This is a genomic window from Bradyrhizobium sp. 87 (assembly GCF_023073015.1).
In the GTDB taxonomy this organism is placed as follows: domain Bacteria; phylum Pseudomonadota; class Alphaproteobacteria; order Rhizobiales; family Xanthobacteraceae; genus Bradyrhizobium; species Bradyrhizobium canariense_D.
Window position 1 is genome coordinate 19,345 of record NZ_JADPIQ010000135.1, and the last position, 21,403, is coordinate 40,747.

31 protein-coding genes, 2 tRNA genes and 1 pseudogene are annotated in these 21,403 nt (G+C 62.5%); 16 read left to right on the plus strand and 18 right to left on the minus strand.

Annotation, left to right across the window (positions count from 1 at the left end):
• Nucleotides 1-50: 50 nt before the first annotated feature.
• A tRNA-Tyr gene (locus tag IVB50_RS36620) sits at nt 51-136 on the minus strand.
• A gap of 206 nt (nt 137-342) precedes the next feature.
• Between IVB50_RS36620 and rlmB the strand changes: the two genes are divergently transcribed.
• On the plus strand, nt 343-1,173 hold the full coding sequence (gene rlmB / locus IVB50_RS36625) for a 23S rRNA (guanosine(2251)-2'-O)-methyltransferase RlmB (protein WP_018458107.1): 831 nt from the start codon (nt 343-345) through the stop codon (nt 1,171-1,173).
• 61 nt (nt 1,174-1,234) lie between these two features.
• Here the strand turns inward: rlmB and IVB50_RS36630 are convergent, their stop codons facing one another.
• A complete protein-coding gene (locus IVB50_RS36630) occupies nt 1,235-1,762 on the minus strand; it encodes a hypothetical protein (RefSeq protein WP_018458106.1) in 528 nt (175 codons plus the stop codon).
• 41 nt (nt 1,763-1,803) lie between these two features.
• Nucleotides 1,804-2,289 carry a hypothetical protein gene (locus IVB50_RS36635; RefSeq protein ID WP_018458105.1) on the minus strand — a complete coding sequence of 162 codons (486 nt, stop codon included), beginning with the start codon at nt 2,287-2,289 and terminating at the stop codon, nt 1,804-1,806.
• Between the two features lie 283 nt (nt 2,290-2,572).
• Here IVB50_RS36635 and IVB50_RS36640 point away from each other — a divergent pair, with 283 nt between their 5' ends.
• The 3 genes from IVB50_RS36640 to IVB50_RS36650 all read left to right on the plus strand — a co-directional run bounded on the left by IVB50_RS36640 (nt 2,573) and on the right by IVB50_RS36650 (nt 3,659).
• Nucleotides 2,573-3,073 carry a hypothetical protein gene (locus tag IVB50_RS36640; RefSeq protein WP_018458104.1) on the plus strand — a complete coding sequence of 167 codons (501 nt, stop codon included), beginning with the start codon at nt 2,573-2,575 and terminating at the stop codon, nt 3,071-3,073.
• 165 nt (nt 3,074-3,238) lie between these two features.
• Nucleotides 3,239-3,313 (plus strand) — tRNA-Thr (locus IVB50_RS36645).
• Between the two features lie 37 nt (nt 3,314-3,350).
• The gene (locus IVB50_RS36650; RefSeq protein WP_157643050.1) at nt 3,351-3,659 is read left to right on the plus strand and encodes a hypothetical protein; all 309 of its coding nucleotides are present in this window, start codon (nt 3,351-3,353) and stop codon (nt 3,657-3,659) included.
• A 201-nt stretch (nt 3,660-3,860) separates the two neighbouring features.
• Here IVB50_RS36650 and IVB50_RS36655 read toward each other — a convergent pair whose 3' ends face one another.
• The 3 genes from IVB50_RS36655 to IVB50_RS36665 form a co-directional block, all read right to left on the minus strand.
• Nucleotides 3,861-4,202, minus strand: coding sequence for a hypothetical protein (locus tag IVB50_RS36655; protein WP_018458103.1), 342 nt, complete (start codon nt 4,200-4,202; stop codon nt 3,861-3,863).
• Between the two features lie 20 nt (nt 4,203-4,222).
• Nucleotides 4,223-4,714 carry a MarR family transcriptional regulator gene (locus tag IVB50_RS36660; RefSeq protein ID WP_157643049.1) on the minus strand — a complete coding sequence of 164 codons (492 nt, stop codon included), beginning with the start codon at nt 4,712-4,714 and terminating at the stop codon, nt 4,223-4,225.
• 84 nt (nt 4,715-4,798) lie between these two features.
• Complete coding sequence (locus IVB50_RS36665) at nt 4,799-6,367, minus strand: porin (protein ID WP_018458101.1); 1,569 nt, start codon at nt 6,365-6,367, stop codon at nt 4,799-4,801.
• A gap of 494 nt (nt 6,368-6,861) precedes the next feature.
• Here IVB50_RS36665 and IVB50_RS36670 point away from each other — a divergent pair, with 494 nt between their 5' ends.
• From IVB50_RS36670 to IVB50_RS36710, 9 genes are all read left to right on the plus strand, one after another.
• A complete protein-coding gene (locus IVB50_RS36670) occupies nt 6,862-7,737 on the plus strand; it encodes a recombinase family protein (RefSeq protein WP_018455408.1) in 876 nt (291 codons plus the stop codon).
• 381 nt (nt 7,738-8,118) lie between these two features.
• Nucleotides 8,119-8,328: a hypothetical protein gene (locus tag IVB50_RS36675; RefSeq protein WP_018455406.1), complete on the plus strand. Its 210-nt coding sequence runs from the start codon at nt 8,119-8,121 to the stop codon at nt 8,326-8,328.
• 40 nt (nt 8,329-8,368) lie between these two features.
• A complete protein-coding gene (locus IVB50_RS36680; protein ID WP_039799414.1) occupies nt 8,369-8,599 on the plus strand; it encodes a hypothetical protein in 231 nt (76 codons plus the stop codon).
• Between the two features lie 84 nt (nt 8,600-8,683).
• On the plus strand, nt 8,684-8,899 hold the full coding sequence (locus IVB50_RS36685; protein WP_018455404.1) for a hypothetical protein: 216 nt from the start codon (nt 8,684-8,686) through the stop codon (nt 8,897-8,899).
• A 4-nt stretch (nt 8,900-8,903) separates the two neighbouring features.
• Nucleotides 8,904-9,155 carry a hypothetical protein gene (locus IVB50_RS36690; protein ID WP_018455403.1) on the plus strand — a complete coding sequence of 84 codons (252 nt, stop codon included), beginning with the start codon at nt 8,904-8,906 and terminating at the stop codon, nt 9,153-9,155.
• Nucleotides 9,152-9,601, plus strand: a complete 450-nt coding sequence (locus IVB50_RS36695; RefSeq protein WP_157642932.1) for a hypothetical protein — start codon at nt 9,152-9,154, stop codon at nt 9,599-9,601. The genes IVB50_RS36690 and IVB50_RS36695 overlap by 4 nt, the downstream gene beginning before the upstream one ends.
• Nucleotides 9,598-9,858 carry a hypothetical protein gene (locus IVB50_RS36700; protein ID WP_018455401.1) on the plus strand — a complete coding sequence of 87 codons (261 nt, stop codon included), beginning with the start codon at nt 9,598-9,600 and terminating at the stop codon, nt 9,856-9,858. The genes IVB50_RS36695 and IVB50_RS36700 overlap by 4 nt, the downstream gene beginning before the upstream one ends.
• 190 nt (nt 9,859-10,048) lie before the next feature.
• On the plus strand, nt 10,049-11,071 hold the full coding sequence (locus tag IVB50_RS36705) for a site-specific integrase (protein ID WP_247299710.1): 1,023 nt from the start codon (nt 10,049-10,051) through the stop codon (nt 11,069-11,071).
• Entirely contained in the window at nt 11,041-11,247 is a 207-nt protein-coding gene (locus tag IVB50_RS36710; protein ID WP_247299798.1) for a hypothetical protein, read from the plus strand. Before IVB50_RS36705 ends, IVB50_RS36710 begins: the two co-directional genes overlap by 31 nt.
• A gap of 182 nt (nt 11,248-11,429) precedes the next feature.
• Here the strand turns inward: IVB50_RS36710 and IVB50_RS36715 are convergent, their stop codons facing one another.
• From IVB50_RS36715 to IVB50_RS36745, 7 genes and pseudogenes are all read right to left on the minus strand, one after another.
• On the minus strand, nt 11,430-11,657 hold the full coding sequence (locus tag IVB50_RS36715; protein ID WP_018455400.1) for a hypothetical protein: 228 nt from the start codon (nt 11,655-11,657) through the stop codon (nt 11,430-11,432).
• A gap of 3 nt (nt 11,658-11,660) precedes the next feature.
• Nucleotides 11,661-12,392 carry a Crp/Fnr family transcriptional regulator gene (locus IVB50_RS36720; protein WP_247299712.1) on the minus strand — a complete coding sequence of 244 codons (732 nt, stop codon included), beginning with the start codon at nt 12,390-12,392 and terminating at the stop codon, nt 11,661-11,663.
• A 175-nt stretch (nt 12,393-12,567) separates the two neighbouring features.
• A complete protein-coding gene (locus IVB50_RS36725; RefSeq protein ID WP_018455398.1) occupies nt 12,568-12,981 on the minus strand; it encodes a GFA family protein in 414 nt (137 codons plus the stop codon).
• 74 nt (nt 12,982-13,055) lie between these two features.
• Nucleotides 13,056-14,894, minus strand: coding sequence for a PQQ-binding-like beta-propeller repeat protein (locus IVB50_RS36730; RefSeq protein WP_247299714.1), 1,839 nt, complete (start codon nt 14,892-14,894; stop codon nt 13,056-13,058).
• A 102-nt stretch (nt 14,895-14,996) separates the two neighbouring features.
• Nucleotides 14,997-15,710 carry a class I SAM-dependent methyltransferase gene (locus IVB50_RS36735; RefSeq protein WP_247299716.1) on the minus strand — a complete coding sequence of 238 codons (714 nt, stop codon included), beginning with the start codon at nt 15,708-15,710 and terminating at the stop codon, nt 14,997-14,999.
• Between the two features lie 56 nt (nt 15,711-15,766).
• Entirely contained in the window at nt 15,767-16,498 is a 732-nt protein-coding gene (locus IVB50_RS36740) for a class I SAM-dependent methyltransferase (RefSeq protein ID WP_247299719.1), read from the minus strand.
• Between the two features lie 306 nt (nt 16,499-16,804).
• A pseudogene (locus IVB50_RS36745) lies at nt 16,805-17,026 on the minus strand (methyl-accepting chemotaxis protein); the annotation flags it as partial.
• Here IVB50_RS36745 and IVB50_RS42840 point away from each other — a divergent pair.
• Entirely contained in the window at nt 16,928-17,320 is a 393-nt protein-coding gene (locus IVB50_RS42840) for a hypothetical protein (protein ID WP_345946271.1), read from the plus strand. The pseudogene IVB50_RS36745 and the gene IVB50_RS42840 overlap by 99 nt on opposite strands.
• A gap of 3 nt (nt 17,321-17,323) precedes the next feature.
• Here IVB50_RS42840 and IVB50_RS36755 read toward each other — a convergent pair whose 3' ends face one another.
• Nucleotides 17,324-17,488, minus strand: coding sequence for a hypothetical protein (locus IVB50_RS36755; RefSeq protein WP_247299724.1), 165 nt, complete (start codon nt 17,486-17,488; stop codon nt 17,324-17,326).
• Between the two features lie 102 nt (nt 17,489-17,590).
• Here IVB50_RS36755 and IVB50_RS36760 point away from each other — a divergent pair, with 102 nt between their 5' ends.
• Nucleotides 17,591-17,965, plus strand: a complete 375-nt coding sequence (locus tag IVB50_RS36760) for a hypothetical protein (RefSeq protein WP_247299726.1) — start codon at nt 17,591-17,593, stop codon at nt 17,963-17,965.
• Nucleotides 17,966-18,269: 304 nt separating this feature from the next.
• Nucleotides 18,270-18,524, plus strand: a complete 255-nt coding sequence (locus IVB50_RS36765; RefSeq protein WP_018455390.1) for a hypothetical protein — start codon at nt 18,270-18,272, stop codon at nt 18,522-18,524.
• A 39-nt stretch (nt 18,525-18,563) separates the two neighbouring features.
• On the opposite strand, the gene IVB50_RS36770 is transcribed toward IVB50_RS36765, so the two are convergent.
• The 4 genes from IVB50_RS36770 to IVB50_RS36785 all read right to left on the minus strand — a co-directional run bounded on the left by IVB50_RS36770 (nt 18,564) and on the right by IVB50_RS36785 (nt 21,198).
• On the minus strand, nt 18,564-18,806 hold the full coding sequence (locus tag IVB50_RS36770) for a hypothetical protein (RefSeq protein ID WP_018455389.1): 243 nt from the start codon (nt 18,804-18,806) through the stop codon (nt 18,564-18,566).
• A 253-nt stretch (nt 18,807-19,059) separates the two neighbouring features.
• A complete protein-coding gene (locus IVB50_RS36775; protein WP_085384994.1) occupies nt 19,060-19,767 on the minus strand; it encodes an outer membrane protein in 708 nt (235 codons plus the stop codon).
• A gap of 286 nt (nt 19,768-20,053) precedes the next feature.
• Nucleotides 20,054-20,449 carry a hypothetical protein gene (locus IVB50_RS36780; protein WP_247299800.1) on the minus strand — a complete coding sequence of 132 codons (396 nt, stop codon included), beginning with the start codon at nt 20,447-20,449 and terminating at the stop codon, nt 20,054-20,056.
• Between the two features lie 389 nt (nt 20,450-20,838).
• Complete coding sequence (locus IVB50_RS36785) at nt 20,839-21,198, minus strand: hypothetical protein (RefSeq protein WP_247299728.1); 360 nt, start codon at nt 21,196-21,198, stop codon at nt 20,839-20,841.
• Nucleotides 21,199-21,403 lie beyond the last annotated feature (205 nt).

Consider the following 21,403-nt stretch of genomic DNA (forward strand, 5'->3'; position numbering starts at 1 on the left):
GACCATCGGTGCCGGCTTGCCGAGCCGTAGCTCGCGAAGCGAGCGAAGGCTGGTGGGGGAGGCAGGACTCGAACCTGCGAAGCCATAAGGCGGCTGATTTACAGTCAGCTCCCTTTGCCACTCGGGACACTCCCCCGCTCGACGGCAGCACAATCGGGCCGGACCTTGCCGGCGACCGAAGACGGCCATGGAACGTGAAGGCCGCGACAGCCCGGATGGGGGCGCGACCGGGCGCGGTTATCGGCGAAGCGATGGGGTAAAGTCAACCGAGGCGAACAGCTAAAATCGCCCCCGACACCACCCAAATTGCCATATTCCGGGACCCGTGACACAAGCGAGCCCATGAAGGATCGAAAATTCAACCCGAGGGGCCCCCGCGGCGGGTCTAAGCCCTTCAACAGGCCCGGAAAATCGGCCGGTCGCCCGGCCCGCCGCGATCGCGATTCGGACGCCGACGGGCTTGTCATCCTCTATGGCTGGCACACCGTCTCCATGGCGCTCGCCAACCCCCAGCGGCAGATCCGCAAGCTGACGCTGACCGAGAACGCCGCAAGGCGTCTGGCGGACGAGAACATCGCGATCCCGGTCACGCCCGAGATCGTCCGGCCCCAGGAGATCGACCGGCTGCTGTCGCCCGACGCCGTGCACCAGGGCCTGCTCGCCGAGGCCGATCCCCTGCCCTCGCCCGACATCGAGGATTTGGAGCAGGACGGCATGGTGCTGGTGCTCGACCAGATCACCGATCCGCACAATGTCGGCGCCATCCTGCGCTCGGCGGCCGCCTTTGCGGTGAAGGCGATCGTCACCACCGCGCGTCACAGTCCGGAAGCGACCGGCGTGCTGGCCAAGGCCGCCTCCGGCGCGCTGGAGCTGGTCCCGATGGTGACGGTGCAAAACCTCGCCCGCGCATTGACCACGATGAACGAGCTCGGCTTCCAGACTGTCGGGCTGGACAGTGAAGGCAGTGCGGATCTTTCCGAGGTCACCCTGCGCGAGCCGCTCGCGCTGGTGCTGGGCGCGGAAGGCAAGGGCCTGCGGCAATTGACACGCGAGACCTGCAGCGTCGTGGCGCGGCTCGACATGCCCGGAGAGATCAAGAGTCTCAACGTCTCGAATGCCGCCGTGCTCTCGCTCTATGTCGGCGCGAGCCGGCTCGGGCTGATGAAGCGGTAACAAAACAAAACGCCCGTCCGCATCGCGGACGGGCGTCTCGTTGGCTCAACCGATCAAGCGATCAGTAATAGCGGCGCAGCACACGGTGGCCGCCATAATACGGCGCATGGCGCGGGGCGTAGCCGTAGCGCGGACCGTAGCCGTAATGCGTGCGCGGCAGATAGCCGGCGCGCGGGCCGTAGCCGTAGCGATACGGACGGTAATACGGGCGGCGGTAGGGATAGGCGGCCGGCGCTTCGACCGCGGCGGCGCGATAGCCATAGCCGTGCCCATAGCCATAGCCACGGCCGTAGCCGTAATTGGCGGGCGCAACCACCGCGTCCTCACGGTAGGTCGGATACGGCGCGAAGGCGCCCGGGCCGGTGTAGGTCGGGCCCTGGTTGACGTGATAATATTGCGTGGTGGGCTCGGCGAGACGCTCATAGGCGCCGTAGCCGTACCCGGTCCCATAACCGCCGCAGCCGGTGTTACAGCCGGAATAGACCGGCGCGACCGGCTGGCACGGATCGAAGCCGCAGGCCGCGGCGGGCGCGGTGGCGGCGAACATCACGGCAGCCGCCGCGACCAGTCCCGAAATCATCTGACGCATTACTCTCTCCTGTTGATTTCCGTTTTTTGGATTGTCGTTTCTTAACCCGGCGGCTTGCCGGGCATCTCTGCACGCGGCCGCGGCCGAGGACGCCGCGGCTGGTCGTTGAACTCAGGCGCGAGGATCACCGGCGGCGGATTGACGGGCACGTCCATCTGCGGCGGCAGCGGCGCCGATTGGGCGCCCCAGCTCTGGTGATAGCTATCGGGCGGCTTGGGCAATTTGCGGTTCGCGGGCGGTTCGACCTCGAGCCGGCCATAGCCGGGCCGCAGGCCCAGCGTCGGGTAGTAGTGGCCGACGTCCGTGGGCTGGCGCTCGGCGACATAGCGTCCGCCATAGATCGTGGGCTGCACTTGGACGTTCTTCCCCAGGCCCCAGGTCCCCTCGATCACGGCATAGGACGCGTCGATGTTGTTGATGATGATGGGCACGCCGGGGCGACCGGGAACGACGATATCGAAGCCGCCGCCGGCAAACGCCGTCGCGGGCAGTCCGATCAGAAAGGCAGCGAGCGCCACAGCGCGCATGAGGGGACCCCATTTATTCGGCGACAACCTACCCGATGGCGGCGCAGAGAGGGTTAAGGCCCTCTCACCAATTGCCGGTAAGCCTAATGTGTAAGGATTGCGCGCCGCTCAAATGCGCCAAAGCGAACTAGCGAAGCATTAACGCCGCCGGATCCTGCAGTCCGGAACCGTCGCGCGTGCTCACTTCCGTTTGACTATGGCTGACGAAAATCCGGCGGTTTCAGCGGAACGTCCGGCGTCTTCCGCGTTTAGCCCCCGTCAACAAAACGGGAGCCAAACAATCATGAACGTCAAACTTCTCGGAGCCACGGCGATTGCGGCGACCCTGGTGGCAGGCTCTGCCATGGCGCAGGCCGTGATCACCAATCCCGGCCGTTGCGCGGCGCAATTCCCCAACGCCAACTGCCAGAACGTCGGACCGGGAAATCCGTACACCGACAGCGGCTATCGGCATCGTCGCGTGTCCTATCGCCAGACCACCAACGGCGACTGGAATAACGACTGGAACAGGAGCCGCACCGGCTTCTGGCCGACCGACGTCGCCGCCGGCGCGGTCGGAACAGCCGCTGGCGTGGCCGGCGCAGCCATCGGGACTGCGGGCGCGATTGCAACTGCCCCGTTCCGTGCCACGAACGATGCCTTCGCCTACGACAACAGTTGGGATAACCGCGGCTGGGACAATCGCGGTTGGGACACCCGCACCTACGCCCAGCGCAACGGCTTCGTCTGCACGCCCGGCACCTGGTTCAAGGGCCAAGACGGCAACCGCCACATCTGCCAGTAAAGCGGTTTGAACCGAACGCGACAGATCAGGCGGCCCTCGGGGCCGCCTGATTCATGTCTGCATCGGGGATCGCGGGTTCTGGCACTTTCCAGTCAAGTCTGGTATTGCGGCGCGCACGGGCGGAGGGCCCCGGCGTACGCCGGCCCCTGCGCTTCTCCAGGCGTCGCCGGCTTAGCTCAGCGGTAGAGCAGCGGTTTTGTAAACCGAAGGTCGGGGGTTCAATCCCCTCAGCCGGCACCACAAAATGCCTATAATTGCAGGCGTTTTGAAGTTTCGCGTGATCGGCAAAGTCGGCACAGACGGTAAACGACAACGGTTTTGGCAGCCTCAAAAACAGGATCAGTTGTTCTGCGGGCGTTCTCACGGCGTATCCGCCGAATGGGCTACCACGCCGCCGGCGTTATTGATGAGGCTTGGGCGTATTGATGTGGATGCAGCAACCGATTGCCCACGCAAAACAAGGTTGCCGCGCTCGCTGTGTTTGGTGCAGCGAGAACATCATCACCCGGGAGCGAACCTGTCATCCAGCCGTTCACCGGCGAAGCGAAGAAGCACTTCGTTTTTGAAAATCGCCACGTGCGGCTGATGCCCGACTGTTGTCGATCGAAGACTCCCAATCTTGCTTCCGAAGACAGCAAAGCCCTCGGCGGTTTCCCGCCGAGGGCTCTGAGGAGCTCTCGGCAGTTACCTGCCAAGAGCTCCCGTCTCTGTCGTCTAGAGCTTACCATGCGCTGAGCGCGGAGGAGCAGGGCCACAGTGTCCTGATTCCGCTTTGTATGGCTAGCTGTCAGTGCAACCTTTTTCGGCTGATCTCAATCAGTTCGGCATGACCACGGAGCGCCGCATCATAGTCATGGTACAGGCGCCGCACTGTGATGTTTTCCTTTTCACAGCAGGTCGTTTCGAACAAAAGCGGCCCATGGTCCATTGCGGCAGACCGGCCGCTTACATCGAAACCCAGGAATCTCGTCAAAAGCTGCTCAGGCCCTATGACGTCCAGGCGCAACTGGACACAATCAGGGTTCGCTTCCAGCCAAGCCTGCATGGCTTTCTGCGCTTCTAAGTCATTACCGAGATAGACCGGCAACTTGCCTTCCAAGACATAGAACCCGAAGGGAAAGATGATCATTGCGACCGTCCGTTCTTGTCCTATTCGTCGATCTGCAACCGCAACCGGCAGCGCGCAAAACAGCGTTCAAGCTGCTGCAAAAGCTCTATGGTGTGCAACGTCGCCGCCTCCCCCATTTCCTTTTTGATGGCGGCGCGGATGGCGCTTCTGCTCTCGTCGAGAGCGCCCAGCTCCTTCAGTCCCTTCGGGGTCACGGAAAGATACACCAATCGCTTATCGGTGCTCGAATTTTTCCGACGGATTAGACCGAGCTGTTCCAACGGTCTCGACTGGTTGACGACAAACGAGGAGTTCACCCGCATTGCTTCAGCAACGGATTTCACTGGCAGACCACCGTGCTCGTGGGATTCTGCAACAATGACGAACATGTTCCATTGCGGCACCGTAAGGCTCAGCGCGCTTGCCCATTTGGCCTGAACCTCGGAAATCAAGAAGTCGAGGGATCGAACCACCCGTACGATTTGTTCAACCACCTCTGGTCGCTGCGGGTGATGGACCTGATCGAGAGCCATAACTTCCACCATCTATCAACAATACAAGAAGCCCCCGGCAGTTTCCCGCCGAGGGCTCTTGGAGGTTAGGTTTTTAAACCGAACTTACCAGTTGCGCTGAGCGCGGAGCAGCAGCGTGAAGCTGTCCTGATCCTTGAACTCGTAAGTGCCCGGCGGCTTGGCAACAGCCGCCAGACCAGCAGCGGGGATAACCACCGCACCAGAGTACTTTTGGTCCAGATGGGTCCAGTTGAAGTCACCTGAGAAGGTCAGGTTCTTCACCGGGGTCCAGCGAGTGACGAAGCCGAGCTGGGCGATGTTGAAGTTCGGGTTACAAGTCGTGCCTGCCGTGGTCCCGAGCGTCCCGAAGAAGTTCGCGCAAACACCAGCAGCAGCTGCACCCGAGTAGTTCACTTGAGCCCAAGCACCATAGATCGACGAGTTCCAGTAGGGGTCCCAGTTGTGGGTGTAACCACCACGCATGCCCCACGTCTTGATCGTCTCCTGGCCGCCGCCGGTCACGAACACCGTATCAGGAGCGCTGGCAATGCCGATGCTCTGATAAGCGCCTGCCAGACCAGAGCTGCCGAAAGCAGACCAAGTTCCAGCGCTCGACGTCGGCTGGAAGTTGTAGCGGGTCGCACCGTCGGTGTAGACGCCCTGGATGTTGATCGTGTCACCCGCGCCGGTCGGGACGTTCTTGATCGACAAGGCCAGCTGAGCAGCCCAGCCCCACTTGTCTTCAGGATGACCCGACGTTTCGAAGGCGCCATAGTAACCAGCGTGGTTGTCATGCGCAGCAACCGAAGCCTGGAACAGACCCCAAGCCTGATCGACGCGGAGCATGGCAATCAAGTCTGGCGAGCGAGATCCACCAGTGTTGTTGAGGCCATAAGCGCCGCCGAGGATACCAGCAGCGGTCGCCGCAGAACCACCCAGCACAGTACCGGGGACGCCGAGGTTGACGTTGCCAGCCTGCATATAGGCAACCTGATCCTGCGCCGAGAACGACGCCGTGATACCCTGGCCGAAGTCAGCGGTATAGGTGAACTGGTTCACACCAGTGACGGTGCCGCCGCCGCCGACGAGACTGTCGAAGTTGTTGGCGGGGTAGTTGGTCCAAGGCGCGTCGAACTGCGATACGGCCTTACCCATGGTGAAGCCAGCGAACTGGATGAAGGCGTAGTACACGCCGAGCGAGCCACCAGAGACCTGGCCGGCGCCCGAACCTGCGGGGTTGCTGCCATCATACGCGGTTCCGCCGGTGGTCACGCCAGTGCCAGCGCCGGTGTAGCCGCCCGTGGTCCACGAGAACACGCCGTCGAAGAAGGTACGGACGACGCCGTACTCGGTCGCGGTGCGCGTGTCGATGTTGAGATCTTCACGGGAGCGGATGGTGTAGTAGTTGCTTAGACGATTGTGCGCCGCACCAACACCGGTCATGTTCGCTGCATAGTCGCCGTTGGTTGCCAACGCGACTTCAGCGCGCAGATAACCACCCAGCTTGATGCAGGTGTCGGTGCCGGGGATGTAGTAGAAACCCGCACCGTACAGGGAGCAGATCTTCACGTATTCGACCGCTTTGGCCTTCACGGGGAGATCGGCTGCCTGCGCTCCGCCAACAGCGAGCAGACCCGCCGCGGAACCGAGCAAAAGGCTCTTAACCAACTTCATGTTAAACCTCCAAGTTTGCCATAGGGAAGGTTCCGGATCCGCTGGGTGAAGACACCCTAAGGTTGGTTCCCTTGTCCCTTAAATTCACCGCTTAGTCGCTTCGCGCCTTCGGACACACCCGCTGAACGCGAGGGACTTAAGCGAACCACCTAAGACGGGACGACCTCGGGATGCCCCCCTCCGTCGCTCAATCACCATGATCGATGGTCCGTGCACACACAACAAGAGAACGCTCCGAAATGGGCTGTGAAAGCTTGTTTTCAGACAGGTGTTGCACAAAAATCACGCATCTTGCCGAAGGTTATGTTCGCCTAAGTAATTGCAATTTCTGGACTTTTGATCTCTCACAGCTGCGTGAGTACTTCGTGTGAGGACGGGTTCACCCGCGGGAACATGCTCCTCCAGTGCGTTTGAAGGTGGGAATTATTTGCACTTAAGGGCGAATCGAGTGTCCGCTTCGCTCGCGCGGCCACCCACTCGGGACCCAGGATTCTATGTCTAAGGTAAGCAAAAAGATCTCAGCGGCGCCAAGTTGGCTCGGCCTCACTGACGACCGGTTGTCTTTCGTGTTTCTGCCGGACCGTGCCGAAACCGTGCGAAAGATTTTCGAGCTCGCGATCGGCGGGATGGGCAGCTACGCCATCGCAAATTATCTCGACCAACTAAAGGTGCCGACTTTCACCCGAGCGCTCAACTGGGACAACACCACCATAGATTCAATGCTCAGGAACCGAGCGACCTACGGCGAGCACCAGCCGAAGTCCTTCGCCGCAGGTCATAAGAAGGGTATCCCGAGCGGCCCTCCCATTTCCGACTACTACCCTGCAGCCATAGACAAGGCGACTTTCGATGCTGCACAGGCAGCCCGCCAGCAGAATCTGGCGCATCGCGGGCGAAAAGGAAATGATCTCGCTAATATCTTCGGTGACCTATGCTCGTGCGGCTATTGCGGCGGCAAAGTCATCTTCCATCGGATTTCGAATGTGCAGGTCCTCGTATGCGAGCAGGTCTTGAATGATGGCGCCTGCAGCCGCTCCGCCTGGACATACAAAGACTTTGAGATCACCGTCCTTGCTTTTCTGGCTCATCCGGCATTGCTCGACCAAGCAAGCTACGACCTAAAAGCAGGGCTGCTCGATCTTGTCGAAGAAATCAAAGGCCTCTCTTCCGATGAGGGGCGACGCTATGCGAGAAGAGTGAACATCACAGTTCTACTCAAGCGGATTGTCGCCGGCCTCCTAATTCACAGTGCAGGAAATCTCAGCCAGCCTAGACATTCCTCGGCACAGATCCGGAAGGACATCGCAGGGAGGTTTCTCGCGATTCACCTGCAAGAGGGGCCGTCGTACACTTGCATTTCAATAGGGTAATCAACTCGCGGGCAGGTGGCGCCACCTGGTGTCGATGAACGATGGGTATTCGCCAACGAGGTGTGGGTCGTTCGCTGCAGGCGTGCAAGTGCCCGCAGCCTTTGGGTTTCTGGTAGCGAGCGCTCCGCGCTAGCGACTCATCCCGTGTGGGTGTCCGTCACCAGCCCGGCCGCTGCACAAGAAGTGCTGCGACCGCGACCAGGAGCAGCATCGAGGCGACCATGATGGCGATCCACTTTCTGTCATCCATCGGCAGGTTCGATTCCTGCCGGGATCGCCAGTGCTTTAAGCAGCGCTAATTTCGTTGACGAAAAACGGCGTGGTTTTCTCACCTTTTGAACACCCTTTTCGGGTGAGGAAAAATTCTCTATTCGTTCTCACATGCCCGACGACCTCACCATGCGCCGCACCGTGATCGGCGGCGAGACCGCGCCTGACGATTACGAGGTGATCTGGGACGAGCTTTCGATCGGTCGGATATTCCGCGGCGTCGGCGTCGGCGGCATCGGCGGGTGGTCCTGGTCGGTCTTCCTGCCGAACGTGCCGCAGCGCGACCAGCACCGCGGCGGCGAAGGCAATCCTCGTCTCTGACTGCGGCATTTATGCCAAAGCCGTGTGGGTGCCGAAGTCGATGGTGACGATCGAGGTGCCCTCGGAGCGAGGCATCCTGATCGCGACAATGTCGAAATCCTTCGCGGAAGCGAAGAACCTGCATCCGCGCTTCATCGATCCGGAGCCCTTCAACCAGGCCACGCGCGAGGTGCTCGATCGCGCCGTCGCGCGCGCGGCCCAGAAGCGGAATTTCTACCGCGGGCATCGCATGCCGCATGCCCGGCACCACAGCCAGAACCTGTTCGCCTGATCACCCGCGCGGCCGGGCGGCGGCACGTGGCGTAACGCCGCCGCCCACCTCGCGCTTCTCTTCAAGAGCCAGAGGATCACCGCCATGCAAATCGCACCCAAGCCGGCCCGCCACGCCGCGCAAACGGCAAAAGTCGTCAAGTTCGTCAGCGAGCGCGACATCGCCGCCATGATCGCCGCCGTCGAGGATCCGTTCGATCCCGGCGCGCAATGTGCGTTCAGCGCCGACGGACGGCACCACGCCATCGGCTCTTGCGGCGATGTCGTGTGCTGCAACTGCGCCAAGAGCTTGTGGGGTTGAGCAGATGATCGTCGCCACAATCCACCCCCTGCCCGACGGCTCGCTCTCGCTCGATGCCGTCCGCGCCCAGCGTATCGCCAAGGTCGCCGAGATGGCCTCGCGCCTGGTCGAGACCGGCGCCTTCGTCGACCACGGCGATTCCATCATGACGCTGATCTCGTTCGGCTACTCGCCTTTCGAGGTTCACGCACTGCTCGCCGATGTCCGGCAGACAGCAGCCGAGCACGTGGTGGCGATGGAGATGTGCGAGCCGTGACCCTTTCCCGGCCCCAACGCGTTTCCTACCCAGAGCCGCCAGGCTCGCTGCTTAAGCGCATCACCGCGGCCGCACCGCGGCGCGTGGAGGCAGAACCGAAAGGAGGTCACCCAAAGTACCTCGCTGAGGTGCGGCAGCTGCCGTGCCTTTACTGCGGCGTCGAACCCTGCGGCGAGGCCGCCCACGTCAAATATTCCTGCGCCGCCTTCGGCATGAAGAACATGCTCGGCAAGCGGGTCTCGGATGATCGCGCTTTGCCGCTGTGTCGCGACGACCATCTCAACGCCCGCCACGCGCAGCACCGCGGCTGCGAGGAAGCCTTCTGGGCGAAGCTGGGGATCAACCCCTATCGGGTGACCACGCGGCTCTACGCTCAGCGCGGCGACCTGGTCGCGATGCGTGCGGTCGTGATGGTGGCGATCGCCGAGCGGAGCAAGCAGCAATGAGCGGCGTCAGCATCATCATGGCCGGCGTGCTGATGCACGACCTGCAAGGCCGCGGCTTCCCTCAGGTCGAACTCCGCGACTGCGAGGCCATGGTCGCGCGTATGCTCGATTGCGCCGGCGTCATCGAACGCCGCATCAGCGACGACGACGACGCGCCGCCGCAGCGCTGCGCCACCAACGAGGTCGACCTCGACGGCAGCTGCATGGCCTGCGGTGCGATCCAGGGCGAGAGATGCCGGCGAGAGGAGGCCGCTTGATGGCCTCGCCCGACCTTCCAAGAAAACGGGTAAAAATCGCAGAGGCGGTCTCGATCCTCGGCCTGGAGCCCCGTACAGTGCGCGACATGGCGGCTCGTGGCGAGATCCCCGGCGCAGCCAAGCCGCGAGGCATCTGGACCTTCGATGCTGCCCTTCTCGACCAGTACAACCAGGCGCGTGAGACCGAGATATGCCAAAGGGCAAGGGAAGCCGGAAGGCTACAAAGGGCTGTTTCTGGCGGGACGGTGTCCTCTACGGTCGTATTCAGACCGGCGGACTCGACGTCAAATGGTCTCTACGCACAGACGATCCGGCAGTTGCGCGAAGCCGCCGCAAAGCGGAACGCGACCGCGCGGTAGCCGCCCAACGTTATGGCGACCAGCGCCGCACCTTTGCGGAGGCGCTGCAGGGCTGGGGCAAGTTCATCCCCACGCAGATCAGCGAAAGCACCTTCAACCGCTACCTGACCTCCCTCGACGTGCTGGGGCCCCATCTCGAGGGCCTCTACGTGGACGAAATCGACAAGGCCCTGATTGGCAGCATCGTCGAGAGCCGCCGGGACGTGCCAGCTGTGCCGAAGGGCCGTAAGCACCCGGTCACTGCCTCGATCGCCACCATCAAGCGCGACCTCACTGCCCTGTCGAGCGTCTGCGACTGGATGGTCGATGAGGGCTGGCGCGACGACAACCCTGTCATCACATGGCTAAAGCCCGGCCGGCGCCGGCGATCGCGCTTGCAGGAGCGACGCGACCCGATCGTGCTGCCGCTGATGGCCCACGTGCAGATGGTGATCGACCGCGCGCCGAAGCTTTTCGCGGGCATGATCGTGGCCGCCCTGAAGACGGGCGCCCGCCTGGACGAGCTTGTGAAGGCGGACCGGGCCCATCTCGATCGCGAGCGCCGCCAGCTCATGGTGATCGGCAAGCGCAACAAGCTGCGCGTGATCGACCTGGTCGACGCCGGCGAAGACTTCGGGTTCGAGGTTCTGAATTCCCTGCCCGCCTCGATCGAGACCAAGGCGCTGTTCTGGCATCGGGCGGAGGCGGGCCCCCGAAGCCGGCTCGGCCAGCGCAAGGCGGACCGCTACCGCCAGGCCTCATCGAACTTCGGCCGCATCGTCGAGGCGGTCGCCGAGCAGGCCCAAAACAGGATCAGGACTTTCGCCCGTTTCCATTCCACGATCTGCGCCATCTTCACGCGGTCAATTGGCTGAAAAGCGGCCGATCCATCTATGTTTTACAGCAGCGGCTCGGCCACACGTCGATCAAGACGACCGAGATGTACCTGGCCTACCTGACGCCGGAAGAGGTACAGACAGCCACCCTCGGCAGGACCGCGGCAGGATCAAAATCAGGAAACCGGCCTTCGGTTCAGGATCAGAAAATTTGATGAAAAGCCCTGTGCTGCAGCAGCTTTTCATATTCAGCACGTCGTGTGCTCGCCGGGTTTTGTAAACCGAAGGTCGGGGGTTCAATCCCCTCAGCCGGCACCACCGATTTAGCCGACACCGCGGCCTGATAGATCGGGGCACTCCTCCGTCTAACGACAGCTAGAATCGATTTCCCACGCAATCACGTCAGAGCTTTCCGGGCGACCGTTACACTCAACTCGAGCAGCGGGTGCTTCTCGTTCCTGACTATAATGAGGACCTGCGCCCCCTTTGCCGACGCAACGTCTCTGGCAATCGAGGTCGCCATTGCGATCGCCTCTTTTTCGGCGGCTTCCGGGCCGGGCAAATCCACCCCATCCTCGTCGACCGCAGCGAAAAAGTCGTCCTTGATATCGAAGTAGAACTTCATGGCTCAGAGCGACGGATTGAGATGAAGGTAAAGCACGTCGAAGTCTGCTATTTCGCGCAACCTGGCTTCATCAAGGATCGATATTCTTCCCCGCTCCAGGTCCAACACGCGCTGAGCACGTAGCTGCTGAACGACGCGATTCATATGGACCACACTCGTGCCGACGGCGTCGGCGAGGAGTGCCTGAGAGGCCGGAAAGTCGAAGGACAGGCCGTCCGCTCGACCGATCGCCTTCAATCTGGTGTAAAGCTCAAGCACGAGATGCGCCACGCGGCTTGTGGCTTCGCGTTGACCAACGTTGCAAATCCACTCCCGGAAGATCGCGGCGTCGGTCAGTGTATCGCGCCAAAGCGCTTCGGCCACGTTAGGCCGCTTTCTTATCAGTGAGCGCACCGCTGCATGCGGAATGAAGCCGAGAACGCTATCGCCAAGCGTGCTGACGTCATGGTCCATCACATGTAGAAAGAGACCCTGCAGATCGGGGATGTCGCCGGGTTGGTGAAAGGCCATGATTTGGCGGTGGCCATTGCCGACGATCTTTGATCTCAGGATAAAGCCATCAACGACAAGGCAGCACGCCGAAGGTCGATCTCCGAGAGAAACGACCGGCTGACCGCCAGCCATCCGTTTCACCGTCATTGGCAAATGACGGATAGCGGCCTCGTCCTCTTCATCAATTTCGGTGCTGACCCGCAACCGCCTCAAGAAAGGTTCGAAAATTTCCGCGTTATTCATCGTTAGCTCCGGTCGGCAAACGAATTTTTGTCACGTTCGTTCCAATCCGGACGGCTAGCTATTGTCTCACGCGAAGCAGAGGGACTGCCGCAATTCCAACCCTCGGCGGAACCCACGGGAACGGCGTCAATTCGTCTTGCCGCGAAGCCTTGGAGCGAAATTTGACGCGCAACGCTCACTTCGAATGCTTCGGTGCGCTGCTTTGCTGGAAGTGCTCGGCGCCTGATATCTCCACCCAGGCATGTTTCGACTGTTCGAAAACCGAGCTGATGGGCGCCGGGTAGTTCGGAACCGCGATCGCGCCCAGGGCAACGCCGAACATCGCAGGCAGATTGTCCGCTTTCCAATAGACCGTCGAACCGCACTCGGGGCAAAAATAGCTGCGGACCTTGCCGCCGCTTGCGGCTGTCCGGACGTACTCCTTCGACGTCCCTGAGATCGTGACGCCCTCCGCCGGATAGAACGCACCGACCCCGAACGGCGCGCCGGTTCGACGCTGGCAGTCAATGCAGTGGCAGGCGACGACGAGGCTGGAAGGTCCTGGAAGCGACAGCGCGAGAGCGCCGCACCTGCATTGGGCATCGATCATCGAAGCTCTTCCTCCTCAGTTGGCTGACAGGTTCTGTCGCTCGGCTGGAGGGCAGGGCAATCCAGGACTGACCCTCACTCCTTCGCAACCTCGAACGCCAGCAGTGCGTTGCCGGCGACGCCGCCCCACTGGCCGTAGCCGGAATTGGTGTAGAGCATTCCGCCGGCGATGATCGGCCCCGGGCCGTCGATCGCGCCGCCATGAGCAGGGGCGCCGTTCACCGTCGTATAGTCTCGCGCCGTGTCGTATTCCCACAACAGCTTTCCGTCGGCCGTCGCGTAGGCGCGCAGAAAGCCGCTGACGCCGCCGGAAAACACGACGCCGGGGATCAGGCTCACGGCAGCCGACAGCGCAGGGCTGCATTGGAGGCGATCGCCACAGGCGACAGGAGATACTTCCATCGCAATTTTCCCACTGGCGAGGTCGAGGCCGAACAGGCCGCCGCCTTGGGTGGCATCGAGCCGCCGCGTACCATCGCGCAGGAACCGCACGTCTGAGTTCGCGACATAGATGCGATCCTGGTCGGCGGCCGAGCCCCACTCGCTGCCGCCGAGCGCACCGCCCTTCCCGATCCGCGTCTGCCACAGGATCTTGCCGCCATCATCAGGATCGAGCGCGTGCACGACGCCGGACTTCTGCGCGATGGCAAGAACGCGCCTGCCGTCACGCAAGGTCACGAGGATCGGCGACTGGCCAAAATCGTGGTCGGGCCCGTGATCTTCAGGACAATTGGTCTTGTCCGCGCCGAAGCACGCGACGATGAAGGCGTCGCTCGGGGTCGCCTGCTGCTTCCAGAGCAGCTTACCTGTCGCAAGCTCGAAGGCGAGGACCGCATCGGCGGTTGCGGCGGGTGGATTCGAATAGGAATTGCTGGTCGCGACGTAGACGGCGTTGCGTTTCGGATCAATCGTCGGTGCCGACCACACCGCCGCGCCGGACGGGCCGAACAGCTGCGTGCCTCTCGCATTCTTGCCGGTCGGATGCGGCACCTCGGGGATCGTGTAGGCCTGCCACACCGGCTTGCCGGTCACTGCCTCGAGCGCGACCACGCTGCCGCGGAAGGTACAGCATTCGTAACTGGCCTGCGAACCGGCGGCCTCCTCCAGCGAGGAGACCGGGATATAGAGCACGCCGGAATGCAGCGTCGGCGCGCCAGTGATGCGCGCTGCCGGATGCTCCTCGACCTTCGTCTTCCAGATCAGCGCGCCAGTCAGTGCGTTCACCGCATAGGCATTGGCGCGCAGGTCACCGAAGAAGATCGCGAACTGATCGGTGCCGGGAAGCGGCCCGAAGCTGATCGCCGCGCGCACCGCGGCATCGGTCGGCAGCGTCCACCTCGTGCAGCCGCTTCGCGCGTCGAGCGCGTGCACCTTGCGGTCAGTGCCGCCGATAAACAGCAGACCGCCCACGATGGTCGGCGGCGCAAACGACACCGAGGCGCCGGGAAAGGCATAAGCCCATTTCAACCGGAGGCGCGGCACCTCTTCCGCGGTGAGGCCGGCCATTTCGGCCGACTGGAAGCGGCTGTTGGCAACGTCGACGCCCCAGCCATTCCAGCGCGGACCATCGAGCGCTTGCGGAAAGAAATTGACCTGCTGCGTGCAGCGTCCCTCCGCATCGACTGCATTGTCGCCCACCGCGGCCTTGCCGGTGACAAAGGCGGCAATCGCGCGCCGTTCCGAGTCGCTGCGGTCCTTCGCCATTGCCGCCATGCTTCCAGAAGTCAGCGTTCCCAGCACATGATCGAACGACATCGCCTGCATGGCGCCGCGGCCTGGCACACGGCTCTGGCCATCACCGCCATCGTGACATTGCGCGCAGTGGCTTGCGTAGAGCGCAGCGCCGTCCTGCTGCGCCAACGCGGGCGCGCAGCACCAGACCAGCATGGCGACGGCGACAACACTCGGTCTCATGGCGTGCTCCAACATCGTCACCGCAATGCGAGACGGCATCATGCAACCCAAAGTATAGCGCGAGGGCAATCACTCACGCAACGGACGTTCCACCCGCGTCCGTCATATCCCCCGGGCAGTGAGGACACGATCGGGCAGTTCATCGAGCCGCCACAGCCCGAGGCTCTTGTCGCGCCAGCCGCCATCGCCCTCTTCGCAACGCTCGTTGATCAGCTCGCGCGGTGCCGGCCAGTCGAACGGCGCCTTCTCCATGTTCAGCGCCCGCCAGTCGCCGTCCTCGCAATCGCAATTGTCGTCCCATTCGGGAAACGTCGTGACCAGCAGGAAACGCGCACCGCTGGCGCGAAAGTTCGCGACGGCGCGGACGATGTGGTCGAAACTCAAATGGACCAGGCAGTCCCGGCACAGAACCACGTCGGCACGCGGCAGTGCATCGCGTGTGATGTCGGCAACGAGAAACCGGCCTGACAACTCACCGCCAGCCACGCGCTTGCGATTGGCCGCGATCAGCGACGGCACGATGTCGATTCCGGTGTAGTCGAGATGCAGCTTCAGGCGGCCGATCCAGCCCGCGTCGCCGCAGGGCGCATCGAGCAGCGAGTGCGCGCCGAGCCGTTGCAGGAGTGCAGGAAGCTCCTCGCGGATTGCTGCGGTCGCGGGATTCTCCGAGCCGAGGCCCGACACCGAACTGGCCGCCCCCCACAGGTTGGTCTTCTCGATGCGCTCGAACCGCGCGGCCAGATCGAGGCCGACAAAATTCTCGCGGTCGGCGGTGAACCGCTCATGGGCGAGCACGGGTGGGCGCTTGGAGATCATCGTCCGGACCTTAAGACTACGTTGTGAACACTGTGGTCATGCGTTCCATCCGAATCTCATCCCATCCTCAAAACCGGTTTCTGCCACTCCATGATGTGGAAGTAAGGCACCCGGCGATGAAAGGCATTCCTGTCGGGGTCGCCGCCGCTGGGCTGCGGCTCGACGAAAAGGCGCAACAGGAGCCCCTGATCGAGTAGCAGCGTCATGTAGGTGCTGAGCGGACGATGCCAGTTCAGAATTCGGATGCCGCGCCAAGTCACCCAAGTCGGCCGCTCCTCCATGTAATGATCGATGTTGAAGCGCAAGGCGCCGTCGCCGTCACGCGTCCAGCCGTCGGGCGGACCCGCGGTGTTGAAGCTGGTCAGATTGGCAATCAGCAGCGTACCGCCCGGCCGCAGCGCTGCCACGATCTTCCCGATCGCCGCACCGAGATGGGGCATGTCGACTAGGCTGAGATAGCTGACGACCAGATCAAATGGCGCTTCGATCTTCATTGTTTCAGCTCGGCCAAGCCGGTAGTCGCCCTGCGGGTCCAATTTCATGGCACGCGCGAGCAGCGCTTCGGTCGGGTCGATGCCGGTGGTGCGGATGCCGGCGCGCTGCATGATGCGACAGAAGCGCCCCTCGCCGCAGCCAACGTCGAGCGCATTGCGGAAGCCGCGCCCTTCGATCCGCGCTCGCATCGGCGCGTCCAGCACGAAGCGGCGACCATAGTCGCCGTCTTCACCCTGCTCGACGATCCAAGCAGCCGCGGACGCGGTCCAGCCGTCGCTGATATCCTCGTTCATGGATCGACCTTCGGGAATGGACGTTGGCCGCACGCATTTCGGGCGCGGCTACTGACCACAGATTGGATCAGAGTTCAACATGAGGTAGCATGCGCATCCCATGCCTCCCTATACCAGCCGAGAGATCGCCAAGATCACCGCGGGTGCTGTCGCGGCGATCGTCGCAACGGGCTTCCTGTTCGCGATCGCGATGTCCCTCTTGCTGCCGCAATAAATCAGCTGCTTGCCGGGGCGCCGTGCCGCCGGAGTTTGTGCCACCCAGCCGGTTGCTGTCGCTCGCCAGCATCTTGGCCGTGGAAAACACTTGGCCAGCGTCGAGGACGACGCTTCAAGCTCGGTGGGCGCCGCGCCCACCGTCTTGATCTCGCCGGCTGCGCGCTCAAAGCCGTCGGCAAGGTTGACCATGTCGCGCTTGCGCTGATGGGCGGCTTGCTTCCCAACCTCGATCTGCGCTGCCGTGAGGCGACCTCGATCCGTGGTTCTGAAGATTTGTCTTTGAAGATTTGCCCTGGCCATGTCCTGATCGCGTCCCGCCGGCAGTTTGGGGAGCGATCCGGGCATGGTCAGACGGAACCGGTCAAGGGCGTCGGCCGTTGTCGACCCATGCGGATCAGGGAAGAAAATCGAAACATGTTTCTGCTGGCCACGGTGACGCTGTGCTGTAGCGCGTTGGCCGGGGCTGTTGCGCTGTTCGAACAGGCTGCCTGGCCGGCTCCGGCAAAGCAGCGGGCTGAAACGGTAGCAATAGACGGGGCCACGCCGACGCCGGTTCGGGTGGTCGGGGCGCCGTTCGAGCCCAACCTCAATCCGCGGGAGCGCTAGCGCTCACGCCGGCGAGACGTCGGCGCCCTCCTCCGGACGGCGTTTGGCGCGGGCCAACTCCTCAGCGAACGCGATCACCTCCGCCCGTTTGTCGGGCGGCAGCGATAGGAACGCGCGGACGAGCCTCAAGCCCTCGGCTTCGGCTGAATGGTCTGCTTTGGCATCCATTCCCCACTGTCGGGCGGCCGGGAAAAATATGCAATCCCCCACCCAACACCTTCTTGATTCGGCCGGCCAGCTTTGCTGGAATGGCGCCAACAGGGGTGCACCATGAAGTGGATCGCGGAACGCGACGCGCTGATCGCGCAGACAATGGCTTTCGTCCAATCGGTAACCGGCAAAAAGGATGACTTGCATCCACCGGAGATCCCGATGGCGACAGTGGCCGCGTCGGTGCAGATCGCCCCCGTCAACACCATCATCGGGACCGAGTCACTTAAGGCCGCTCCGCCGCTGCCGTTACCTCTCCCGCCGTCCCGGGTGGCGAGCCACGACGTCCGCACCGAAATACAGGCCCGCATCGCCAATTTCCGCAAGCATCAGGAGCGGTTCGAGCGCGAGCGCGAGGAATATTGCGCGGCCACCCTGACCAAATTGCGGGCCGCCATCCGCGAGCCCTCCTCCCGTCCACCGGCTGACAAGTAAAGCCGGATCTCCCGTCGCTGGACTAAAGCCAGGACCACACTAGCCAGAGATTGGCCGCGCAGGCGCCGAACAGGGCCAGCGTGAGGGGCAGCAGCATGTGCCCGCAAGAGGTTTTCAGGTCCGTCGTCATGACCGAAAACATCCGCTGATTCCGCCAAATGAGTCCCGTGGATTCTTTTTTTCGGGATTCAGGACTCGTTAAGGACTCAGGACCCGACGGCCCTGATCACGGCCGCGTGATCGACCGGCGAGCGGAACCCCTACCCCGTCAAATTCGTTAATGCGCTTTCCAGGAGCGGGAACAATGCCCTACGCCCTGTTCTGCAACGATGCCCAGATCAGCAAGGCCTATCCTGACGAGTCCGACGTCTGGAGGCTCGCGCAGCGAAGTGGCCTCGTCGTGGACGTAACCGCGGATGACAACCGTCCCGGGCCACGCCGGGTGCTCGACAACGATTACGAGATCAAGCCGTGCCGGGCCGCACAGGGCGAGGACCCGGCCCGGAACAAGGCCGAGGCTGATCGCCAAGCGAGGATGGAGCTTGAGCTGAATTCCTAAAGAGGAATCAAAGCTGGGAAGCCAGAGCTCAGGAAAAGCTTAGGGGGTCGCGGTGGCCAGTGACGCCTGCTCGCCCGCCAGAGCCACGCAGGCCTTCCGGCGATGCAGCCCACGGATCGCGCCGGTGACCTTCAGCACCTTACCGGAGGAGCACGAGGCGTCCTTGACGAAGGCCACCTCGTAGGGTGCCAGCATCAGAGGCTCGGATTTGAGGATTGTTTGGGCAGCGCACGGCAAACTGACGAAGCACGAGAGCACCACAGCCGACACCAAGATACGCATGTCCGTCGTCCCACCAGCCCGGTAATTGTCATATAACGCGTTCCGGCGCGCGAGTTCCGTAAGCTGCAAAAATTATTTTTGCTTTACCCGAGCTCCATGACGCGCGTGAGAAAGCGCCCGCCAGAACGTTTGCCTGCAAATGACGCGCCAGATGGTTGACGCGATGCAAACAAAGGACTTGCGAACGAGGGCTGGGCAAACGAAAGGCCGGCGAGAGCCGGCCTTTGTCAGGTCGTGGGTCGCTGGTGGCGCGTCAGTAGCGCGAGGCTGCCGGACCGCCCCAGCCGAAGCGGTAATTCACGCCGACCTTGACGGTATGCTCGTCCTCCCGGCCGCGGACGCCGACGACGTCAGCCGGACCGGAGGTGATCGTCGTGTTGCCGAAGTTGTAATATTGGTACTCGGCCTTGGCCGACCAGTTCGGCGCGAACATGTATTCGAGGCCAGCGCCAACGGTATAGCCGTCCTTGCTGTTGCCGGTGGCGGTGAAGGGCTGCGGGACGCCGGCGACATTGACGCCAAGACCGCCATTGCGCCAGGCATAACCGCCCTTGGCGTAAAGCAGCGCCGGTCCCCAGGTGTAGCCGATGCGACCGGTCACCGAGCCGAGCTGGTCGGTATTGGAGGTCACCTGCGTGCCCAGCGGGAACGTAGCGCCGCCGTTGTTGGTCGGCAGCCAGGAATACTGGGCCTCGACACCCATGACCCAATTGGGCGCGAACTGGTAGTCGAAGCCGCCCTGAACACCGCCGAGGAAGCGCGCGTCGCTCGACTGGAAGCTGCTGTCGCCGGCAAAGGCGCCGCCGACATGGCCACCGATGTAGAAGCCGGTCCAGTTGTAGATCACCTGCGGCGGCGTGTAGGCCGGAGCCTTGGTGTAGGTGCGCGCCTGCATGTCGGCTGCGGCAGCCGGCGCAGCCAGCGCAAGCAGGGCAACCGCGCCCAGCAAAATCCTCTTCATGATTATCCCCGTTCTTTCAATTCGACACTCAGGAAACAACGTGGCGTGAATTGGGTTGCTTCGAGGCGATGCCGGAACGTTGATCGTTCGTTACTGTGACGGAGCGGCAACAGCGCGATTTTGTTCCGTCCGACAGGCGCGTGCCGACGGTTTTTTCCGTCGGAAACAAAACATTCCGTAACGATTAGTCGCAACGCGAAACCACCCCGTTCAAAGCTCCCCGAAATGTGATCCGGCAGCTCCGGCGGGCTTTGTCTATCACCAAGCGATGAAGGTGGGCTTTGCGCTACCGCGTCATCTTTTCAAGTTCCGTAAAGGGTACGTAAACCGCGCCCGCGCACAGCTCGCTGGCGCGATCGACGACGCGGTCCGCCCGGCCGTTGACGAAGATCACGGCGCGCTCCCTCATGGCCTTGTAGGTGCCGTCGGTCTCGCGTGGGGTGAAGTGCAGGCAACTGACGTAGAACTGGCGGCCTCCGACCTCGCGCTGCGCCGGCTCGGCCATGCTGGCGTCACGCACGCCGACGGGATTGTTCAGATAGCTGCGCATCAAGGCCAGCGTGTCGCCACGGAAATTATCCGGGAACGGTTGTGGACCTCCGGCCTGGGTCCCCTCCATCAGGGTTGGACGGTCACCATCGCTGCCGAAACATCCCGTGAGCGCCAGCGGCAGTGCCAGCATCAACGCCAAGCTCACTGCGCGTTCCGCTAGTCGCCGCACCGCTTACGCTCTCCGCTCGATCAGTCTCGGAGACGTTCTAGCCCCAAGGTTGCAATGATGCATGTCTACAGGTGTTTTGCCCGACGAGTCAAACAGATTCGTAAAATCCGCAAATACGCCACCCCTTAAACCATTGATTTATCTACGACCCGCTACTGTGCATGGGGTTGTTTTCGAGGTTTTGTTTGCGGCCGCCAAATCTGGGACGTTGCTCGCGGGCTTCAGCATGGTCATACCGGCCCGCCGCCAGCACCTCGAGCTTTCGCGCAAGGCGTGACGAACGGGCCGGGCCTGAATTCCTCACGCGGCGGCCGGGGCAATGCTAGGACGCCGCCGCGCAGGCTCAGTCGTTAGCTGCGCTTCTCCATCGTCGCCGGCTTGGTCACGTCCGGCTGCGTCTTCAGCGACTTCTTCGCTGACAGATGCTTGTGGTGGTGGCGATGCTTGCGCACGGTCTTGTGCTCGTCCGGTGTGACGGCGGCGTTGGCGTTCATCGCCTTCGACTTGGTGTCCACCTTGGCATCGGCCTTGACGTCCGAAGCCTTGACGTTGGCCTTGAGGCCGGCATCGGGTTTCGCGGCGGTGGTCGACACCTTGGTCTGGCTCTGGTCTGCCTTGATCACCGGCGTGGTCGTGGCGGTCTCGGCTGCGAAGGCCGGGGCTGCGATCACGGAGGCTGCGAGCAAGGCTGCGGAAATGGTCTTCAACATGGTTGGTCTCCTCTTGGAAGGATCTTGAGGCGGGCGCCCTCTCGCCAACCCTTTGACCGTAGGTTGGAGCCTAGGAGGCTCGCACTGAACCCAATCTGAAGCCCACAGCAGGCTCCCGTTCATCTGGATGACAAGTTTGTCATCCGCCCTAGGCCAGGATGGCGGGAATGTTTTTGCCTGATGGGTGTTCCGGTCTTTGGGCAAT